Annotated in this window: 14 protein-coding genes; 9 read left to right on the plus strand and 5 right to left on the minus strand. The window is 67.5% G+C overall.

Going from position 1 to position 19092, the window contains the following annotated elements; all coding sequences use genetic code 11:
• Position 1 precedes the first annotated feature (1 nt).
• Genes AB0M15_RS37695 through AB0M15_RS37705 form a run of 3 tightly spaced genes read right to left on the minus strand, consistent with a single transcriptional unit; the run spans position 2 to position 3554 of the window.
• On the minus strand, positions 2-1267 hold the full coding sequence (locus AB0M15_RS37695) for a hypothetical protein (RefSeq protein WP_363830406.1): 1266 nt from the start codon (positions 1265-1267) through the stop codon (positions 2-4).
• Positions 1264-2757 (minus strand): hypothetical protein, encoded by a 1494-nt coding sequence (locus AB0M15_RS37700; RefSeq protein WP_363830410.1) that lies wholly within the window; start codon positions 2755-2757, stop codon positions 1264-1266. The genes AB0M15_RS37695 and AB0M15_RS37700 overlap by 4 nt, the downstream gene beginning before the upstream one ends.
• Positions 2754-3554: a hypothetical protein gene (locus AB0M15_RS37705; RefSeq protein WP_363830413.1), complete on the minus strand. Its 801-nt coding sequence runs from the start codon at positions 3552-3554 to the stop codon at positions 2754-2756. Before AB0M15_RS37705 ends, AB0M15_RS37700 begins: the two co-directional genes overlap by 4 nt.
• Positions 3555-4066: 512 nt before the next feature.
• On the opposite strand from AB0M15_RS37705, the gene AB0M15_RS37710 reads away from it, so the two are divergent.
• The 7 genes from AB0M15_RS37710 (at position 4067) to AB0M15_RS37740 (ending at position 15150) form a co-directional block, all read left to right on the plus strand.
• Entirely contained in the window at positions 4067-4885 is an 819-nt protein-coding gene (locus AB0M15_RS37710) for a hypothetical protein (RefSeq protein WP_363830416.1), read from the plus strand.
• Complete coding sequence (locus AB0M15_RS37715; RefSeq protein WP_363830419.1) at positions 4882-5913, plus strand: hypothetical protein; 1032 nt, start codon at positions 4882-4884, stop codon at positions 5911-5913. Before AB0M15_RS37710 ends, AB0M15_RS37715 begins: the two co-directional genes overlap by 4 nt.
• A gap of 80 nt (positions 5914-5993) precedes the next feature.
• The gene (locus AB0M15_RS37720; protein ID WP_363830421.1) at positions 5994-7184 is read left to right on the plus strand and encodes an ROK family transcriptional regulator; all 1191 of its coding nucleotides are present in this window, start codon (positions 5994-5996) and stop codon (positions 7182-7184) included.
• A gap of 34 nt (positions 7185-7218) precedes the next feature.
• Positions 7219-10530 (plus strand): TIM-barrel domain-containing protein, encoded by a 3312-nt coding sequence (locus tag AB0M15_RS37725; protein ID WP_363830424.1) that lies wholly within the window; start codon positions 7219-7221, stop codon positions 10528-10530.
• The gene (locus tag AB0M15_RS37730; RefSeq protein ID WP_363830428.1) at positions 10527-13394 is read left to right on the plus strand and encodes a TIM-barrel domain-containing protein; all 2868 of its coding nucleotides are present in this window, start codon (positions 10527-10529) and stop codon (positions 13392-13394) included. The genes AB0M15_RS37725 and AB0M15_RS37730 overlap by 4 nt, the downstream gene beginning before the upstream one ends.
• A 309-nt stretch (positions 13395-13703) precedes the next feature.
• Positions 13704-13964 (plus strand): hypothetical protein, encoded by a 261-nt coding sequence (locus tag AB0M15_RS37735; protein ID WP_363830433.1) that lies wholly within the window; start codon positions 13704-13706, stop codon positions 13962-13964.
• Positions 13965-14004: 40 nt separating this feature from the next.
• The gene (locus tag AB0M15_RS37740; protein WP_363830436.1) at positions 14005-15150 is read left to right on the plus strand and encodes an epoxide hydrolase family protein; all 1146 of its coding nucleotides are present in this window, start codon (positions 14005-14007) and stop codon (positions 15148-15150) included.
• Positions 15151-15164: 14 nt separating this feature from the next.
• Here AB0M15_RS37740 and AB0M15_RS37745 read toward each other — a convergent pair whose 3' ends face one another.
• The gene (locus AB0M15_RS37745; protein WP_363830440.1) at positions 15165-16136 is read right to left on the minus strand and encodes a zinc-binding dehydrogenase; all 972 of its coding nucleotides are present in this window, start codon (positions 16134-16136) and stop codon (positions 15165-15167) included.
• Positions 16137-16264: 128 nt separating this feature from the next.
• Here AB0M15_RS37745 and AB0M15_RS37750 point away from each other — a divergent pair, with 128 nt between their 5' ends.
• A complete protein-coding gene (locus tag AB0M15_RS37750) occupies positions 16265-17146 on the plus strand; it encodes a LysR family transcriptional regulator (RefSeq protein ID WP_363830444.1) in 882 nt (293 codons plus the stop codon).
• 58 nt (positions 17147-17204) lie between these two features.
• Here AB0M15_RS37750 and AB0M15_RS37755 read toward each other — a convergent pair whose 3' ends face one another.
• Positions 17205-18173 (minus strand): NAD-dependent epimerase/dehydratase family protein, encoded by a 969-nt coding sequence (locus tag AB0M15_RS37755; RefSeq protein WP_363830447.1) that lies wholly within the window; start codon positions 18171-18173, stop codon positions 17205-17207.
• 107 nt (positions 18174-18280) lie between these two features.
• On the opposite strand from AB0M15_RS37755, the gene AB0M15_RS37760 reads away from it, so the two are divergent.
• Positions 18281-18907 carry a DUF2461 domain-containing protein gene (locus AB0M15_RS37760; protein ID WP_363830450.1) on the plus strand — a complete coding sequence of 209 codons (627 nt, stop codon included), beginning with the start codon at positions 18281-18283 and terminating at the stop codon, positions 18905-18907.
• The last annotated feature ends 185 nt before the right edge of the window (positions 18908-19092 follow it).

Consider the following 19092-nt stretch of genomic DNA (forward strand, 5'->3'; position numbering starts at 1 on the left):
GTCAGCGACCGGCCTTCGGGCAATCGGGGCGGGTCTCGATGAGGGTGATGCGGACCGTGCGGTTCTTGACCGCGAGCACCGGGTCGAGCCCGCCACCAGGTTTCCGGTCGTCGATGTACTCGGGGAAGTTCGTACCGACGCCACGGGTGGAGATCATCGACGGGTCGACCCGCAGGAGGACGAGTTCCTTCTTGACCGTCTCGGCGCGGCCTTTCGAGCGCAGCACCCGCTTGGCGACCGTGTCGACGTCGGCCGTCGTGCCGGTGACGACGACGCGGCGGTACGGACCGCCCAGTGCCCACACGGCCACGCCACGCAGTACTTCCAGAGCCGCGTCCCGGTCGCGAAAATCGTTCGACTTGGGGTCGAAGCCGACAGGTGACGCATCGTCGTAGACCACCGTCGTTCTCGCGCACGGAGGCGGAGGTGGTGGCGGAGTCGGCTTCACCACCTTGACCGGCCGGGTGGTGAAGGAGGTGCTGGGTGGATTGCCGGTACGAGGCGCCGGCAGCGGGACGACCGTCGCGCCTGCGGTCGTGAGGAGTTTCGTCCAGAGCGTGGAGACCGCCTCGGACTGGCCGGCGGGGAGCGGTTCCTGTGGCGGTCTGGTGTATCCGAAGCCGACCAGGGTGACCTGGACGCCCTTGAGATGAAGGCCATCCAGATCAGCGGCGATCGAATCGCCGAGCTCGGACGGGTCGATCGCGAGCATGCCGGCGCGGGTCATGTCGATCACCCCGGTGTCGGACAGGCCGGAGTCGATCACCACGATCTGCCCGTCCGCGGCGCCGTTGGCGCGAACGAAATCAGCGGCGATCTTGATCCCCGCGAAGAGATCGGAGCCATCGCTGTCCGCGCGGGCTGATCGCACGCTGCCGACGACGGTGCTCAGCGCACGCTTGATGTCGTCCTTGCGCCGCAGTTCGTTGGCAGTGCTGATCTCGAAAGTGCTGGGCATCGGCATCAGCGCGGGGCTGCCGTCGACAGCCACCACAGCCAGCCTCGTCCCGTTCTCGACGGCGCCGCGCAGCAGGCATTCGAGCGCATCGGGTACGCCGGGGGCGGGCTGGTTCTGGTGGATACCCACCACCAGGACCAGCGTGTGTGGAGACTTCGCGGGGGAGCAGGCTGGGCCGCTGGCGCCGTCGCCACTGATTGAGCTCGTGGCGTCGGCTGCTGCCGGCAACTTGTCGTCGCCCCCACCGCATCCGGTCAACCCGACGAGGAGAGCGAGGAGGATGGCGATCAACCGCAGTGCGGCCCTCATGCGTCACCAACTGCCTGATCGCGAGTCCGGGGACGCAGCCGAGTGATGCCGGTGGCGGCTGGATCGGCGAGATGGTGTGCGGACCGTACCCGGGCGCGTGCCTTCAGGTGCTCGATCAGCCCGTCGACGGCATCATGGGCGGTCTGTTCGGCGTCCTGCCGGGTCGCAAGCTCGTGGCCGTGAAGGGCGACAGTCTGGGCCAGACGCGTGAGCAGTGCCTCGGACTTGGCGCGTTTCCTGGCCAGCCGGTCGGCCTTCCGGGCGGCGGCCCGGCGGGTCGCGGCCGCGTCGTTCGTCAGCAGGTACCCCTCGGCCCAGGCGAGGACGCCGGTGCCCAGGTAGACGGCGGCCAGCACGATGGCGACGAGCCGGTCCGTGCCGGTTTCGTCAGTGGCTGCGCCTTGACCCTCGAATCCGGTATCGCTGGGCAGCAGGTCGGCTGCGAACCAGCGCATCACCAGCAGCGAAGCGCCGATCAGGACCCACGCGGCCAGCAACGTCCACTGGATCGGCGCGGCGGTGTGCCCGGTCGCCTGTCCGCGGCGACACAACTTGCCGGCGATCATCGGCAGGTTGAGCGCGGCGATGGTGAGACCGCCGGCGATCAACCAGGACCATCGCGGCTCCAGCCCGAGCAGCCGGTCGATGGTTCCCTTGATCATCCCCAGATCGGCTGAGGCGACCAGAGCCAGGGCGAGCACCGCGACGCCGAGGACGAGGAGGTGTCGCTGCGGCGATTCGTACGCCGCACGTGGGTTCTGCCAGCCGCGGGCCCTGCCACCGTGGATCCGGACCGGGTTCGGCAGCTGAGTCGTCGCATCCTCCGCACGGCCGCCGTCATCCGGCGCGGTTGCGTCACCACGGTCCGCCGGGACTACCGCCGGAACGACGGTGTCGACGTCGGCCGATGCCAGCAGGCGGTTGAGATCGGTGTCAGGAATGGGGCCGGCCGGTTCTGGCAAGTTCCGGACAGCGGGCATGCCCAGGGGCGGCAGTGCGGCCTCGCCCAGAAGTTCGCGGCTCGCCTGCTGTTCGCCCCGGACGGCGTCGGCCTCCAGCTCGGTCAGCCGCGCGAGGTTGTGCTGTTCGTTGACGAAGTTCTGGAAGGCGACGCTGTACAACTGAGCGGTCCGCCGGGTTCGCTCCGCCGCCTGCTGGTGGACGTGCGCGTGCCAGATCGGCCCCTGGGTCTCGATGTCGTCGTCGAGGACGTCGTCGGTCCCGGCGTCCAGCGCGTCCCGCGCGGCGAGCTGATCGATGGTCCGGGTGACCTCGTCCTCACAGGCGGATTGGACCGGCGCCGGTCCGGGCAACGGGTGATCCAGCGCGGACAACGAGTCGATCCGGCGGATGTCGGTCAGTACCTCGCCGGTGGCGTTCCAGTCGCCGAGGTCGATGACCAGACCGTTGTGATTCGCGATCGGCCTGGGCTTGCGACCAGGTGCCAACTTGCCGAGAAGCCCGGAGAGGCGCCCGCCCACTCTGCTCATCTGATACTCCTTACGGTGGTGATGGTGGAGGTGGCCTCGAGCTGCTCGACCGGGAGCCAGGGGCATGGCTCGTCGGTCCACTGCGGAAGTCGCAGCGGCGGTGTGGTGCTGAGCGGATGGTCCTGTTCGGCCGCGGGCTCCGACAGCCTCAGTGCCCGGTAGTAGGACCTGCGGTACTGGGCGGCTCGCTGCTCGTGCAGCTCCAGCAGTTCGCGGGAACGATCGACGGCCTGTCCGAACCGCTGCTCGATCCGCTTGGTCAGGGCGGCCGCGGTGGCTTCCGCTACGGCGACCTTGGCACGCGCCGTCTCGCAGTTGCTCTCGAGCTTCGCCAATTGCCGGCGATGCTCGGTACGTCGCCGGGCGTCGACAGTGTGCTCGCTGTCCTGGAGTTCGGCGGGACCGCGGCGCTGGAGCGTCTCCGGCGAAGGTTCGTCCGAGGCGCCCTGCCAGCGGACGGTCGCGTCGGTCAGTTCGGTCCGGGCCTGAGCGGCATCCGTGCGAGCACGGGTCAGCTGCACGGCCAGTTCGTCGACGGCGAGATGGGCCATGCTGTACTCGCGCTGGCAGCCCGCGAGCAACTGGTGCTGGTTCTTGGCCAGCCAGTCGGTCGGCTGTCCTTCGGGATGGGGACTCCGGTACGACGGAACCGCTGCGTCACGTTTGCCGTCCCGCCGTCCGGCCAGGGAGTCGCGGAACCGGTCGAGCAGCCGGTACCGCGCTGCTCCACCGCCTCGGTGTTCGTCCTTCATGGTCTTGTGCCCCTTCGGCTGATGGGCGGATTCGATGCTGGTCATGTGAGACCCGACCCCATGAACGGAGCCACGGTCAGCGGGGTCGGACGGCGTACCGAGGTCCAAGCCGGCCGGGGCCGGCTGGTCAGGTGGTAGCCGCCACAGGCGTCACATTCGTAGCCGCTCACCACGTTCCTGACGGACCGTGAACCTTTCAGGGCCGCTCTGCTTCGCGATGTCCTGGCGGCGTGCAGAACGTTCTTCACGTCCTTGGGTTCGTCCAGGCGCTGTTTGCCGGTGACCCGGCAGATCGGCCAGTGGCGGCGGCCTCGCTTGTTGGTCTTCATCCCACACCCCTTCGACGTCCTGTCCGTCTGAACAAGACAATGCGCGCGATCCCGCGACCATCGAGCGGAGTTCACCGAGTCCGTGGCGATCGGCTTCGTGGCCGGCGGCGTTGACGCAGTAGGGCAGTGGGACGGGTTCGTGGAACCGGCGGCCGGCGCATTCCGCGACCGTGACGACTTCGCGGAAACCACCTACCGCCGGCGGAATCGGCAGACAGGATGAACCTGATGGCGTGGATCGACGAGTTCAGGAAACTGGACCCACGGGTTCGCGAGACGCGGATCGCCTTCTACGAGGCGGCCGCAGCCTGGACCGAGGAACGGTACCCGCGGAAGGAGGAGCTGATCGCGACCTCGGGCAAGGGGCAGCAAGCCTTCTACAACCAGTTCGGGCCGGCCGTTCAGCGGGCCTGTATCGAGGTCGAACGGCACGGGACCAAGGCGGTCATCGACCAGGCGAAGTCCTGGTTCTTCCAGCCCTGGCTGGACGGCTGGATCACTCAGACGCAGCGGCTCCGGCTCGGACCGCGCAAACGGCTGGAGACGCTGGTGCAGATCTCGGCCCGCTGGGCCGAGGAGTACCGGTATCTGGCCGCGCGCGACGACGTCGCGCTGCCGGAGTCGCTGGCCCAGGCGGTCGTCCGGTGCAATCTGCGCAGCCACGGGCAACCCGCGCCGCGGGCCGAGCTGACCGTCCTGGGCGTCGACATCGTCCGTGCGGCCGTCGGCTTCGTCGTGCGCGAGAACAGGCCGGGCTCGGTGGTCGGAGCCGTCGGGTCGGTTCGGGCCGCCATCGCCGCACTCGACCTTGACGAGCACGGCCTGGAAGGGCAGACCTGGAAGGTGATCGGCGCCATCTCGGACCTGATGCAGATCTGGTCCACCACCAACGAGGATCTCTCGCCACGACTGCAATGGGTGCTCGCGCTCGCCATTCAGCAGTTGCGGGAGGAGAGATCCCCGGTTCCCGGGCAGGCGGTCCGACTGGTACCGCCGCCCCTTCCCGGGGACCGACTCGACGCCGACCGATCCGAGGAAGCGATATGACGATTCCCGCCCGCGGCTCCGCCCCCGGCGCGCGGCCCTTCACGCCCGCCGAAGAAGCGTTACTGGCCCGGCTGGAGGTGTTGCGGGTCGTCCTCCCGGTCGATCCGGCGGCCGCCATGCCCGAGCTCCGGGCCATCTGCAGCACCGCCGGCCGACAGTTCGGCGACACGGCGCTGGTCACCCTCGAGGCGAAGTACATGGTGATCTATCACGAGGCGAAGAACCACGACGCCGCCACGACAGCGGCCCGCTTCGCTGAGCTCGCCGCGACCTGTGAGCGGTGCCTGGGACCGGAGGCCTATCTGACCCGCCGCAGTTCGCTGGTACGGGCCCAGTTCGTCCGCAAGTCCGGTGATCCCGAGGGGATAAGCCTGTACGAGGAAGAACTCGCTCACCGGGAGAGAGTCGACGGTCCGTCCGCCTGGCTGAGCCGGCTGGCAAGACTGAATCTCGCGGTCGCGCTGCGTGATCGGGGTGAGTTGAACGACCTGAACCGTGCGGACCAGATCGTCGAACGGGAACTCACCGAGCGGGCCGCCGAATACGGCGAAGAGCACCCGCGAACGATCGTTGCCCTGGCCAACAAGGCGTTGCTGCTGCTGGCCCTGGTCGACGGCGGGCACGTCGGTGGGGACGCCGAGCAGGCGCTGCAGCTGGCGACCGACGTCGTTCGGGTCCGGGAGACCGTGCTCGGACCGCTGCACGAGAGCACCCTCAACGGGCAGATGATCCGGGCGCATGCGCTGATCGCCCTGCAGCGTTGCGACGAGGCGACCTGGATCCTGCTGCGGGTACTCGCCGACCAGGCGGCCGCCGGTGCGAGTGACCCGGGTCGCGCGGAGGAGTTGCTGGGCAGGGCGCTGGCCGGAACCCATCGGAGGTCGGATCTCGAACAGGCCCGGCAGGTTGCCGCGGATGCCACTCGCCTCCGCTCGCGCCAGTACGGCACCGGCACCCCACAGGTACGACGTGTTCAAGAGCTCGAAGCGAGCATCCTCACCCAACTCTCCACGCCTTCGGCTCACTGACGGAGTCCCCGAGCTGTTGACCTGGCCGGTGTGGCCGGGTTAGCTTCCGGGGACTTCCTTCGGTGACCTTAGTAAGGCGGGTGAGGCGGGTGCAGCCGGTGCGGGTGGGGAGCAAGGAGCTGATCCGGGAGATCAACTCGTCGCTGGTGCTGGGGGAGCTGCGCGGTGGGCTGGTGTCGCGGACGGAGCTGGCCAAGCGGACCGGGCTGAGCCTGCCGACGGTGTCCGAGATCGTGGCCGAGCTGATCGGCTCGGGGGTGATCGAGGAGCGGGAGACGGCGTCCTCTGGGGGCGGACGGCGGCCGGTGCTGCTCGGGCTGAAGCCGGACGCGGGGTACGTGATCGGCATCAAGGTCACCGAGACGCGAGTGATCGCCGTACTGACCGACCTCAATGCGGGGATCGTCGAGCGGGCGACCGCGAGCCTGGGTGAGGACGACGTCGCGACTGTCGTACGGACTGTGGCCGCTGTAGTCAGAAAGCTGAAGGCCCAGGCCGGACCCGTGTACGGGGTCGGCGTTGGGCTTGCTGGAGTGATCGATCGGGCCAGTGGGGTTGTTCGGCACGCGACGTACGCCGATTGGCGTGATGTCGATTTGGCTGGGTTGCTGACCGAGCGCACTGGGCTGCCCGTGGTGGTGGACAACGACGTCAACACCTTGGTCGCCAACGAGCAGTGGTTCGGGGCCGGACGGGGTGTGTCCGATGTGGCCGTGGTCAGCATCGGGCGTGGTGTCGGGCTCGGGATGGTGCTCGACGGGCGGCTGTACCGCGGCGCCGGGGGTGGCGCGGGTGAGTTCGGGCATACGAAGGTCGTTGCCGATGGCCCGCTTTGTGACTGTGGCGGGCGTGGTTGCTTGGAGGCTCTGATCGGCGAACCGGCGATCGTCGCGGCCGCGGGATGCACCACCATCGAGGAGGCCGCCGAGCTTGCTCGCGGCGGGGACCTGGCTGTGAAGGACGTTTTCGATCAAGTCGGCCGCACTCTGGGGACGGCCGTCGGCAATCTCGTCAACCTGCTGAATCCGAAGCTGATCGTGCTCGCCGGTGAGGGTACGCGGGCGAGCGATCTGTTCCTTCCTGGCTTCGAGGAAGCCTTGAAACATGCTGTGTTCGACGGACTCCAGCGCGAGCTGGACGTGGTCGTCGACGACTGGGACGACGAAGCCTGGGCGCAGGGCGCCGCAGGCCTTTTCCTGGGCGAGCTCTTTCAGCCCAACCTCCGCCCGGACGAGGCCGACCGCCCGTCGCTGACCAAACGTTCCGCCTGATCTGTTCTTTCTTCTTGTGAAGTGAGGCCTGTCCATGACCCATGCCCTCAACAAGCCGCGAAGGCGGTGGATTGCTGCGCTCCTGGTGCTCGCAGCGGTCATCTTCCAGTTGTCCCCGGCCCCCGCCTTCGCCGGCACGCTGACCGGCGTCTTCCACGCCCCGTACGGCGCCGACGAGCTCTACAACACCGCCCTGACCGAACGCGCCCCGCGCGACCCGATGGCCGGTGAGGCGGTCCAGATCAAGGCCACCACCTGGCCGATCTCGTCTGGCCAGACCGTCTGGATCACCTGGACCAAGAACGGCGTCAACCAGACCCCGATCGGCGGTGCCTTCGACTACAACAGCGGCAACAACACGTACTGGAAGGTCGCGCTCGGCACCTTCGCGCGCGGTGACCAGATCACCTACACGGTCAACGCCGACGTCGACGGCGCCAACCAGAAGACCACCGGCCCGTTCTCCTTCGCCGTGACGTCGTACTCCGGCACGGGCAACGTCTCCGGCTTCGTCAACAACGGCACCAGCGTCGACGTCACGACCGGCGACACCGCGGGCAGCTTCACCCCGAAGGTGCGGTTCGCGTTCCCGGCGATCGACCGCTTCCACGTGCAAGTCGCCCCGACCGGCAGCGGCCTCAACATCACGGGCTCATCGGCGTACACGGTGACCGACAGCGCGGGCACCCTCCAGATCGCCACCACCAAGGTCGTGCTCAAGATCCAGAAGTCGCCGTACCGGGTCGCCGTCTACAAGGGCGACGGCACGACGCTCATCGCCAGGCAGTACGACCCAGCCACCTTCCGCAACACGGGCTGGGCGAGCGACGGCAGTACGACGGTGACGAAGGTTGAGGACCACTGGCTCTCACCGGCCGGCGAACGCTTCGAAGGACTCGGCGAGCGGTACGACGCGCTGGACCAGCGCGGCAAGGACGTCCACAACTACGTCTACAACCAGTACCAGGACCAGGGCCCCACAGCCCGTACGTACCTCAGCGTCCCATTCGTCACCAACACCGCCGGCTACGGCATCTACGTGCCCAGCACCCGGTACTCCGTGTTCAACCTCGGCACCCACCTCACTGACATGGCCGGGTTCACCGTAGACACCGGTGGCGCCTTCAACTCGACGGTCGACTACTACTTCTTCACCGGCACGCGGGCCGAGATGCTCGACCAGTACACCGCGACGACCGCGCGACCCAAGCTGCCGCCGAAGTGGTCGTTCGGGCTCTGGGGCTCCGCGAACGAGTGGAACACCCAGGCCGAGGTCAACACCGAGCTCGCCAACATGACGTCGAACCAGATCCCGCACACCGCGATGGTGCTCGAGCAGTGGAGCGACGAGGCGACCTTCTACCTGTGGCACGGCGCGACGTACACGCCGAAGCCGGGCAACCAGGCGCTCACCTACGCCGACCTGACCTTCCCCGCCGGCGGTGAATGGACCGATCCGAAGGCAATGGTGACGGCCGCGCACAACCAGGGCGTCAAGATGGTGCTCTGGCAGATCCCGGTGCTGAAGCAGGACTTCGACACCAACCCGCCGACCGCACCCCAGCAACACGTCAACGACCGTGACTATGCCGTTGCCCAGGGCTACGTTCTCGGCGATGGCGCGGGCGGCCCGTACCGGATTCCTTCCGGGCAGTGGTTCGGCAACAGCACGGTGCCCGACTTCACCAAGACGGCCGCCACCAACTGGTGGATGAGCAAGCGCTCCTACCTGTTCGACGACGTCGGCATCGACGGCCTCAAGACGGACGGCAGCGAGGCGGTCTTCGGCCGCAACGTGACGAGTGGATCCGGTCGCAAGGGCGACGAGCTGCACAACGCCTACCCGAACGAGTACACCCGGGCGTACAACGACTTCGTCACCACCAAGAAGGGTGCCCAGGGCACCTTGTTCAGCCGCGGCGGTACTTCGGGAGCGCAGGCCAACTCGATCTTCTGGGCCGGCGACCAGGCGTCCACCTTCGACGCGTTCCAGCAGGCGGTCCGGGCCGGTCAGAGCGCGGGCGCATCGGGCATCCCGTTCTGGTCGTGGGACATGGCCGGATTCACCGGGACGTTCCCGAGCAGCGAGCTCTACCTCCGGGCGGCCGCTCAGTCGACGTTCTCGCCGATCATGCAGTACCACTCGGAGAAGTCGAACCCGGGTGTCTCGGAGGCTCGTACTCCCTGGAACGTGCAGGCGCGATCCGGTGACTCGACCGTCGTCCCGAAGTTCCGCAAGTTCGCGAACACCCGGATGAACCTGATCCCGTACCTTTACACCGAAGCCAAGAACGCCTCCACCACAGGCCTCCCGATGATGCAGTCGATGAGTCTCGCCTTCCCCGGGGACACGACGGCGGCGGCGCAGGATCAGCAGTACATGTTCGGTCGCCAGTTGCTCGTGGCACCGATCACGACCCAGGGCGCGACCAGTAAGAACGTCTACCTACCCGCGGGTGAGTGGTACGACTTCTGGAACGGCGGCCGGGCGCAAGGTGCCGGTACGAAGGTCTACAACGCCGACACCGGCACGATACCCGTCTACGCCAAGGCCGGCGCGATCGTCCCGCTCAACCTGAACGCGAACTACGAGCTGGGCGGCAACATCGGCAACAGCGTCGACACCTACACGAACCTTGCCTTCCGCATCTACCCGTCCGGTTCTTCCAGCTATGGATACTTCGAGGACTCGGCGAACCAGACCCGCACGGTGACCTCGACGGAGAACTTCGCCGGTCATCAGGTGACGGTGAGCGTTCCGCCGCTGGCCACGAAGAGCACGCTGCAGGTGGCGTCGAGCAAGCCGACCAGCGTCACCAAGGACGGGTCGACGATGACCGCCCACGCGACGCTGGCTGCTCTGCAAGCCGCCGCTGAGGGCTGGTTCTGGGATCCGGTGCAGCAGCTCACGCTGGTCAAAACCACCTCGAGCGCAGCGACCCGCAGCGTGGTGCTGAACGGCGTCGACAAGGCCGGCTATGAGGCCGAGTTCGGGACCAACACCGGTACGACGGTGAACACGGATCACCCCGGATACACCGGCACCGGCTTCGTCGACGGCTTCGAGACAGCCGGAGATGCCGTGCAGGTCGACACCAACGCGGCGGTCACCGGCAGCCACGTGATCAAGCTCCGGTACGCCAACGGCGCGGCGACCACGGCGACCCGGACGATCCAGGTCGACGGTGTCAGCGTCGGCTCGGTCAACCTGCCGACCACCGGCAACTGGGACACCTGGGGGACGGCCACGCTGACTACCAGTCTCACCGCAGGCAAACGGGTGGTGAAGGTGGTCTACGGATCGGGCGGCATCAACCTCGACAACATCTCGGTGGCGCGACCATGAGGGGCAGGGCGAGCGTGCTCGCGCGGCTGCTGGGGTTGGTGCTGCTGGTGCCGATGCTGGTTGTGCTGCCGGTACAGGCGGCTCAGGCGGCAGTACAGAGGGTGCAGTTCACTGCCGGGGGCAACTACTTGGTGGTGGAGTTTCTCGACGACGATCTGGTGCATTTCGAGATGGGAGCGGGGGCCGGGCCTGGTACCGGCTCGCCGATCTTCACCACCGATCAGATCTCCAAGACGAACTATCCCGGGCCGACCAGCCTCAACCAGGTTGGCGGGGTGCTGACGACGCCGGGGATCAAGGTCGATGTCAACACGACGACGTTGTGCGCGACCGTCTACGACACCGCGCGCACCCCGCAACTCCTGCTCAACACGACCTGCCCGCGCAACCTCAGTCAGGCGTGGAAGGGGCTGAGCTTCACCAAGTCGTCCATGCAGAACGCGTACGGGCTCGGCGAGCAGTTCTTCATGGGTGGCAGCGCCGACGGCGACTGGGTCGGCCGGCAGCGGACCAGCGGTACGTACGGCAACGCGATGCTCTACGACACGGACAACGGGCCGGTCGGCAACGCGCAGATCCCGGTGCTGTTCGCGATCGGCGCCAACACCACCAACTACGGGATGTTCGTCGACCAGGTCTACAAGCAGGACTGGAACCTGACCGGCGACCCGTGGACGATGGACACCTTCGGCGATCAGTTGCGCTGGTACGTGATGAGCGGACCCGATCTGCCCGATCTCCGCAAGGACTATCTCGAGCTGACCGGGCGTCCGCCGGTGCCGCCGAAGAAGGCGTTCGGCCTGTGGATGTCGGAGTACGGCTACGACAACTGGAACGAGATCGACACCACGCTGTCCGGTCTGCGCGCGAACAAGTTCCCGACCGACGGCGTGATGCTCGACGTCAACTGGTTCGGTGGCGTGACGGCCGGCTCCGACAACACCCGGATGGGCACGCTGGAGTGGGATCCGGTCAACTTCCCCAATGCGGCGACCAAGCTGGCGGCGTACAAGAACACCAACGGCGTCGGCGTGATGACGATCGAGGAGTCGTACGTCGGCAAGAACCTGCCCGAGCACACGTCGATGGCGTCGTCGGGCTACCTGATCCGGGCGGGCTGTTCGAGTTGCAGCCCGGCGTACCTGACCGGGAACGACTGGTGGGGTCGCGGCGGGATGATCGACTGGACTCAGCCGGCCGCGAGCGCGCAATGGCACAACACCCAGCGGCAGCCGCTGATCAACGACGGGGTGATGGGTCATTGGCTCGATCTGGGTGAGCCGGAGATGTACGACGCGGGTGACTGGACGTCCGGTCTGCTTGCGGGCAAACACGCTCACTCGGACTACCACAACCTCTACAACCTGGAGTGGGCTAAGGGGATTGCGAAGGGATACACGGACAACGCAGTACAGCAGCGGCCGTTCATGCTGGCCCGATCTGCGGCCGGCGGCATCCAGCGCACCGGAACCGCGATGTGGTCCGGCGACATCGGCTCCAAGCTGACGGCGCTCGCGTCGCAGCAGAACGTCCAGATGCAGATGTCCATGTCGGGCATCGACTACTTCGGCTCCGACATCGGCGGCTTCCGGCGGGAGATGCTGGACAGCGATCTGAACGAGCTCTACACCCAGTGGTTCGCGAACTCGTCCTGGTTCGACGTCCCGATCCGGCCGCACACCGAGAACCTCTGCAACTGCGCCGAGACGTCACCCGACTCGATCGGCGACGTACCGAGCAACCTGGCCAACCTGCGTCAGCGGTACGAGCTCACGCCGTACTACTACTCGCTCGCGCACCGGGCCAGCACGACCGGCGAACCGCTCATCCCGCCGCTGGTCTACCAGTACCAGAACGACCCGAACGTGCGGGAGGTCGGCCACGAGAAACTGATCGGCAAGGACCTGCTGGTCGGCGTCGCGGCCGGGGCGAACCAGCGCAAGCGGGACGTCTACCTGCCGGCTGGTACCTGGTTCGACTACTACACCAACACCAAGACGGTCAGCACTGGGCAGAACCTGACCGATGTGCCGCTGTGGCGCAACGGCAAGTTCCAACTGCCCGCGTACGCCCGGGCCGGCGCGATCATCCCGAAGATGTACGTCGACGACCAGACGATGAACGTGGTCGGCAAGCGGGCGGACGGTACGACTCGCAACGAGTTGGTCGCCCGGGTCTACTCGGACACGATCGCCTCGTCGTTCACTTTGGCTGAGGACGACGGGGCGACCATCGGGTACCAGACCGGCGCGAAGCGGACGACCGACCTGACGCAGTCGCGGTCGGGGAACACGGCGACGGTCGGGATCGCGGCTTCCTCCGGGACGTACACCGGGGCACCGTCGTCTCGGCAGAACGTGGTCGAGGTGGTGGCTGATACGCAGGCGTCGGGTGTGACTCTCAACGGGGCCGCGCTGACGCAGTACGCGAACAAGGCGGCCTTCGACGCGGCGGCGAGCGGTTGGTACAACGCCGGCGGCAACCTGGTCGTCGCCAAGTCGGCGTCGCTGGCGGTCAGTACGGCGAAGTCGTTCGTCTTCACCCTCGGTCAAGCGGTCGTTTCGAAGACCTTCAGCTGCTCTGGAGGGACGACCACGACGGGACAGTCCGTCTATGTCGTCGGCAGCGCGCCGCAGCTCGGGGCCTGGTCGGTGGCGAGCGCGGTCAAGCTGGCGCCGACCGCATATCCGACCTGGACCGGCACCATCAGTAACCTGCCGCCCAGCACGACCGTTGAATGGAAGTGCATCAAACGCCAGGAAGCGAACTATCCGGCGACCGCCGACCAGTGGGGCCCAGACCCGAACCTCTCGTTCACGACCCCCGCGGCGGGCAGCGGCGGGACCACCTCGGGCGGCTTCTGACCCCCTCCCGGCAATGCGCTCTCCGGTATCCGGAGAGCGCGTTCCGGGTTCTGGACAGTCGTCCAGTTACTGGCACAGTGATGCCAGTGTCACCGGCTGTCGCACCCTCTGAGACCATCGTCACGTGCAGGTATGTCCTGAGTAAGGACTGTGTGAAGAATCGCTGCTGACGGCAGTCCAGGCGTGGTTAGCGCGCCCCGGGACCGTAAGTTCAGAGAGGTGTCGGTCGAAGTCAGGAGTGAACGAAGTGCAACGGGGCAGTCGGGTCGTGCCGTCGGCATGCCCGTCGGAACAGGCAGCGGTGCAGGCATGACCGCGCTCAACAAGGTCCTGATCGCCGCCGGCGTAGTCCTCCTACTGGCCGGCGTAGGCCTGGGCTTCCACTCGGTCTCCACCGTCGGCACCGACTGCGGCTCGGTCTTCCAACCAGCCGCCGGCATCACTCCGATGGCCTGCGACGGCCGCCTGAACAACGCAGGCACCCTGGTCACCCTGATCCTGGTAGCCGGCGGCCTCTGCCTAGCCGCCGCCCTAACCGTCAAGGTAGTCCGCGACCGCGTCACCGCTTAATTCAGCTGCGGGCCGGTACGCCGTACTGAAGGCTGCTCTCATGAGCATCGAACCGTTTCGGGTAGACGTCCCGCAGGCTGAGCTCGAGGAGCTGCACGCTCGGCTTGACCTGACTCGCTGGCCTGAGGAGTTGCCTGGCGTCGGGTGGGCGTATGGGGTGCCGGGGGAGTATCTGCGGGAGCTTGCGGCGTACTGGCGGCATGAATATGACTGGCGGGCCGCCGAGGCGCGGATCAATGAGTGGGAGCAGTTCACGACCACTATTGATGGGGCTCGGGTGCATTTTGCTCATGTGCGGTCGGCTGAGGTGGATGCGGTGCCGTTGCTGATCACGCATGGGTGGCCTGGGTCGATTGTTGAGTTTCAGGAGATTGTGGGGCCGCTGACGGATCCGCGGAGGTATGGCGGTGGGCCGGCGTTTCATCTGGTGATGCCGAGTATTCCTGGGTTCACCTTGTCGGGGCCGACGACGGAGACGGGGTGGGAGCAGGTTCGGGTGGCTCGGGCGTTTGCTGAGTTGATGACGCGGCTGGGGTATGAGCGGTTCGGAGTACAGGGTGGGGATTGGGGCGCGGGGATCTCTCGGGAGATCGGGCGGCTGTATCCCGAGCGGGTGATCGGGGTGCACTTGAATTTGATTCCGGGGGCGGGGGCGACTTCGGAGCCGACCGAGGCTGAGTTGGCGGGGCTGTCGCCGCGGGAGCGGGAGCGGACGGTGGCGTCGTGGCGGCGGTTCGAGGGGTGGTTGAAGGAGTCGCAGGGGTATGCGGATCTGCAGTCGACGCGGCCGCAGACGGTTGCTTATGCCTTGACGGATTCGCCGGTCGGGCAGTTGGCGTGGATCGCGGAGAAGTTCGAGGAGTGGTCGGGGGACGGGGCGATCGACCGGGATCACTTGCTCACCAACGTGTCGCTCTACTGGTTCACCAGGACGGCGGGGTCGGCTGGGCGGATTTATTACGAGCGCAGTCACGCGGCCTACTGGGGGCAGCCGTTGCCGGTGTCCACCGCGCCGACTGGGTTCGCCGACTTCCCGGAGGACAACTTCATTCCGTTGCGGCACATCGCCGAGCGGACGAACAACATCGTGCGCTGGACCGAGTACCCGCGCGGCGGTCACTTCGCCGCGCTCGAAGTACCTGATCTGCTGGTCGCCGACATCCGTGCGTTCTTCGCCAGTCTCTGAGGCCCTCCGAAGTACTAGGGACGGAGTACCAGCTTGCCGGTGGGGAGTACCAGCTTGCCGGTGGTGCGGCGGGAGAGGAGGTCTGTGTGGGCTTGGCGGGCCTCCGCGAGCGGGTACTCGGCTACTACCGGCCCGAGTTTGCTGGTGGCGACCAGGTTGAAGAGTTCGGCGAGGGGTTCTCGGTACATACCGGGAAGCTGGAGCGCGGGACGGAGCCAGAAGCCGGCGACGGTGAGGTTGTGGTCGGCCAGCAGCGCCGGGTCGAGTAGCGGGCGCCGGCCTTCGCGGGCGGCGTTTCCGTACGTGACCAGCCGGCCGAAGCCTCCGAGTGCGCCGAGCGCGGCGTTGAAGGTCGAGCCACCGGTCGACTCCAGGATCACGTCGACCGGTTGATCGTTGTTGGCGGCAACAACCCTGCCCGCGTACCCCTCGGGATCGCTGCCGATCGCGACATCGGCGCCGAGCGAGAGCGCCAGCTTGCGTTTCTCGTCCGTCGACGCGACCGCGATCACCCGGCCGGCGCCGAACAGCCGGGCGAGCTGGATGGCCAACGTACCGACTCCACCGGCGGCGGCGTTCACCACGACAGATTCACCGCGTGACAAGCGAGCACTGTTGCGGAGGAGGTGCCAGGCGGTGAGGCCTTGGACGAGGAGGGCGAGCGCCTCGGCGTCACCGACCGGGCCGGGGACATCCACGGCGTCAGCCTCGGGTACGACGGCCAGCTCGGCGTACCCGCCGCCGTCGAAGGTCGGGGCGAGGACACGACGACCGTCCCTGGTCCGGCCGATGACCTCGGAGCCGGGGACGAAGGGCAGCCGGGTGATGGTCGTGTAGGAGCCGTCGGTGCGGTGGGTGTCGGCATAGTTCACTCCGGCGGCGTCGACCTCGACCAGGAGTTCGCCCGCGGCCGGGACCGGCGCGGGGACCTCGACGTGTTCGAGGACCTCGGGCCCGCCGTACCGGCTGACCTGGATGGCGCGCATGGAATGGTTCCGTTCTCTCGATGGAGGTTCCACCGTAGGGCCGGAATCGCGCCGCTTTGCAGAGTTGCATCTTGTTGCAACGGGCCGCTTCCATGAGCGCTGTTCATGGAAGCGGCTAGGCTGCTGGGGTGGATCTCACCGCCGCCGAACTACGGGTACTCGACGCCGTCGAACGTACCGGCAGTTTCTCGGCTGCGGCAGCGACCCTGGACCTGACCCAGTCGGCCGTTTCGCACTCGGTCCGGATGACCGAACGCAAGCTCGGCACCGTCCTCTTCGACCGCGGCCGGCACGGCGCCCGCCCGACCCCGGCGGGCGAGCGTGCGGTCCTGCACGGCCGCGGCGTACTCCGCCTGATGGACGTACTCCGCGCTGACGCGCGCGCGGCTTCCGGCGGCGAGCTCGACACCCGTCTGCGGATCGCCGCCTTCCGCAGCGCCGCCGCGCAACTGCTCCCACCGGCGTTGACCCGGCTCACCGCTCGACATCCACAACTTTCGTACGATGTGTCGATCGTGCGGGATGTCGGCGGCGGTACGGCGACCGAGGTGGTCGAGGGGCGCGCCGACCTCGCCATCGTGAACCTCCCGCACCGGCTCCCGGCATCGGCCGGCTTGGTCGGCGGCGAACTCCTCGACGAGCCCTACGTGCTGATCCACCCGACTCGGTCCCCCGATCCGCGATCCCTCCCGCTGATCGACTGGACCGAGAACTGCTCGACCGAAACCCAAGCCTGGTTCCGCGCGCAGGATTGGTTGCCCCCAGCCACCATCAACGTGGCCGACGACACCGTCCTGCTCTCGATGGTCGCCCACGGCCTCGGCATGGCCGTCGTCCCCGAAACCACCGCCGCCGACCGCGCCCCCGAAGTCACCGTCGAACCCCTCGGCCCCACCGCCCCACGCCGCACCATCGGCTACCTCACCACCCCACCCCTCTCCCGCAGCACCGCGCTCCGCGAACTGGTCGCCGAACTCCGCGGGCCACCCGTCCCGCTCGACAGGAGGTAGTCCCCAATTCGTGCCCGCTGGTCGCCTACCTGAGCGTGACGGCTGATCGATCCACCGACTACCTCCTGCCGATCGGGACAGCGTCGATCGTGAGTTTGCCGTTGTCCACCAGCCAGGCGACGGCGTCCAGGGTGGCAGCCAGAGCGGAGTACGAGGGTCTGAAGCCGAGCAAGCGGGCGGCCTTGTCCATCGAGCAATGGGGGCTGTGGCTGAGGTGGTCGAGGGTGATCGCGGCGTCGCGGTCGGAGACCGTCTTGCGCCACTCCTCCCAAGGCAGGAAGGTCAGCCGCGGTTCCTGGCCGAACCAGCGGGCGACCCTCTCGGCGTACCCGCGCAGCGTCATCGCACCGGAGGAGACGGCGTGGAAGCTCTCGCCGATCGCCACCGACCGATTGGCCAGCGCTGCGAGGAAGACGTCGGCGACGTCGGCCGCGTGCACATGTTGCACCGTCTCCAGCCCGAGGTTGGGCAGCGCCAGTTCGTTGCCGTTGGCAAGGGTTTCGAAGACGCCGAGGTCGAGGTGGCCGGCCGGATTGATCGGCGCCCACCCGGGGCCAGTGATGTGCCCGGGCCGGATCACGGTTGCGGGCAGTCCGTCGCTGCCGAGCAGATAGCCCTCGATCGCGGCCTTCGCGATCCCGTACTCGCCGAAGGGAACCGTCACCGCCTCTTCCGGGGTCGGCACGAGCGCACTCGGTCCGTGCACCCAGATGGTCCCGCAGTGCAACAGATGCCGGACCTGACCCCGCAGCGCCTCACCCAACTGCCGGGCGCTCTCCTCGGTGAAGCAGATCAGATCCACCACGGCGTCGGCCTCGAGCGCGCGAACCCGTTCCCCGAAGGTCCCCGCCGCATCCTCGGCATCACGGTCGACCTGGACGCGTTCGACCCGATTCCAGGCCGAGCTCGCCCGGTACGGCGTACGCTCGCCGCGGCTGAGCACGACGACCTGATGCCCCGCCTGCACCAACTCCGGAACCAGGTAGCTGCCGATGTGCCCCGTACCTCCGATGACCGCGATTCGCATACGGCCCAGCGTAGAGCCGGCGCACGAATGGACTCTCAGGCGGCGGCTGGGTTCGCGAGCGAGACCTGGGCGGTGGGTGGATGCGGCGGGCGAACTATGGTGGCGAGATGAGTTTCACCGGTTTCCCGGCGGCGGCGCTGGACTTCTACGACGATCTCGAGATGGACAACAGTAAGACGTTCTGGACGGCCAACAAGCACGTCTACGAGGAGTCTGTGCGGGCGCCGATGGTGGCGTTGCTCGCGACGCTGGAGGAGGAGTTCGGGGCGGCCAAGATCTTCCGGCCGTACCGGGACGTCCGGTTCGCCAAGGACAAGACGCCGTACAAGACGGCGCAGGGCGCCTTCATCGCGCTCGGCCCGTCCACCGGGTACTACGTCCAGGTGGCCGCGCCTGGGGTTCGCGTCGGTGCCGGCTTCTATGAGGCGTCGGCCGATCGGCTCGCGAGGGTTCGTACCGCGATCGACGAGGACCGGCGGGGCAAGGAGCTCGAGAAGCTGCTGGCCGAGTTGCAGGCAGCCGGCTGGACGCTCGGCGGCGACAAACTCAAGACGACACCTCGCGGCTACACCGCCGACCATCCCCGGATCGAGCTGCTCCGGCACAAGTCGATGACGTTGGGCAAGTCCTACGGCTTCGAGCCGATCATCCACACCCCGGCCCTCGCCGACCAGATCCGCACCGACTGGCGCACCACCGCCACATTCCTCGACTGGGTCACAGCCAACGCCTGAGCTGCGGACCCCACGAGGGCGGCGCCGCACCCCGCCGCCACCCTGTCCTTCCTGCTTGAGCGTATCCGTTCAGCCCAGTCGAGCGGGGACGTTATCCACATGGGTGTGCATCCGCTGGATGTGCATGATGAGTTCGCTGGCCGGATGACCCAGTTATCCACAGTCGCCCGGAGTCCGGGTTGACA

It is taken from the genome of Kribbella sp. NPDC051718, assembly GCF_040681515.1.
Taxonomy (GTDB): domain Bacteria; phylum Actinomycetota; class Actinomycetes; order Propionibacteriales; family Kribbellaceae; genus Kribbella.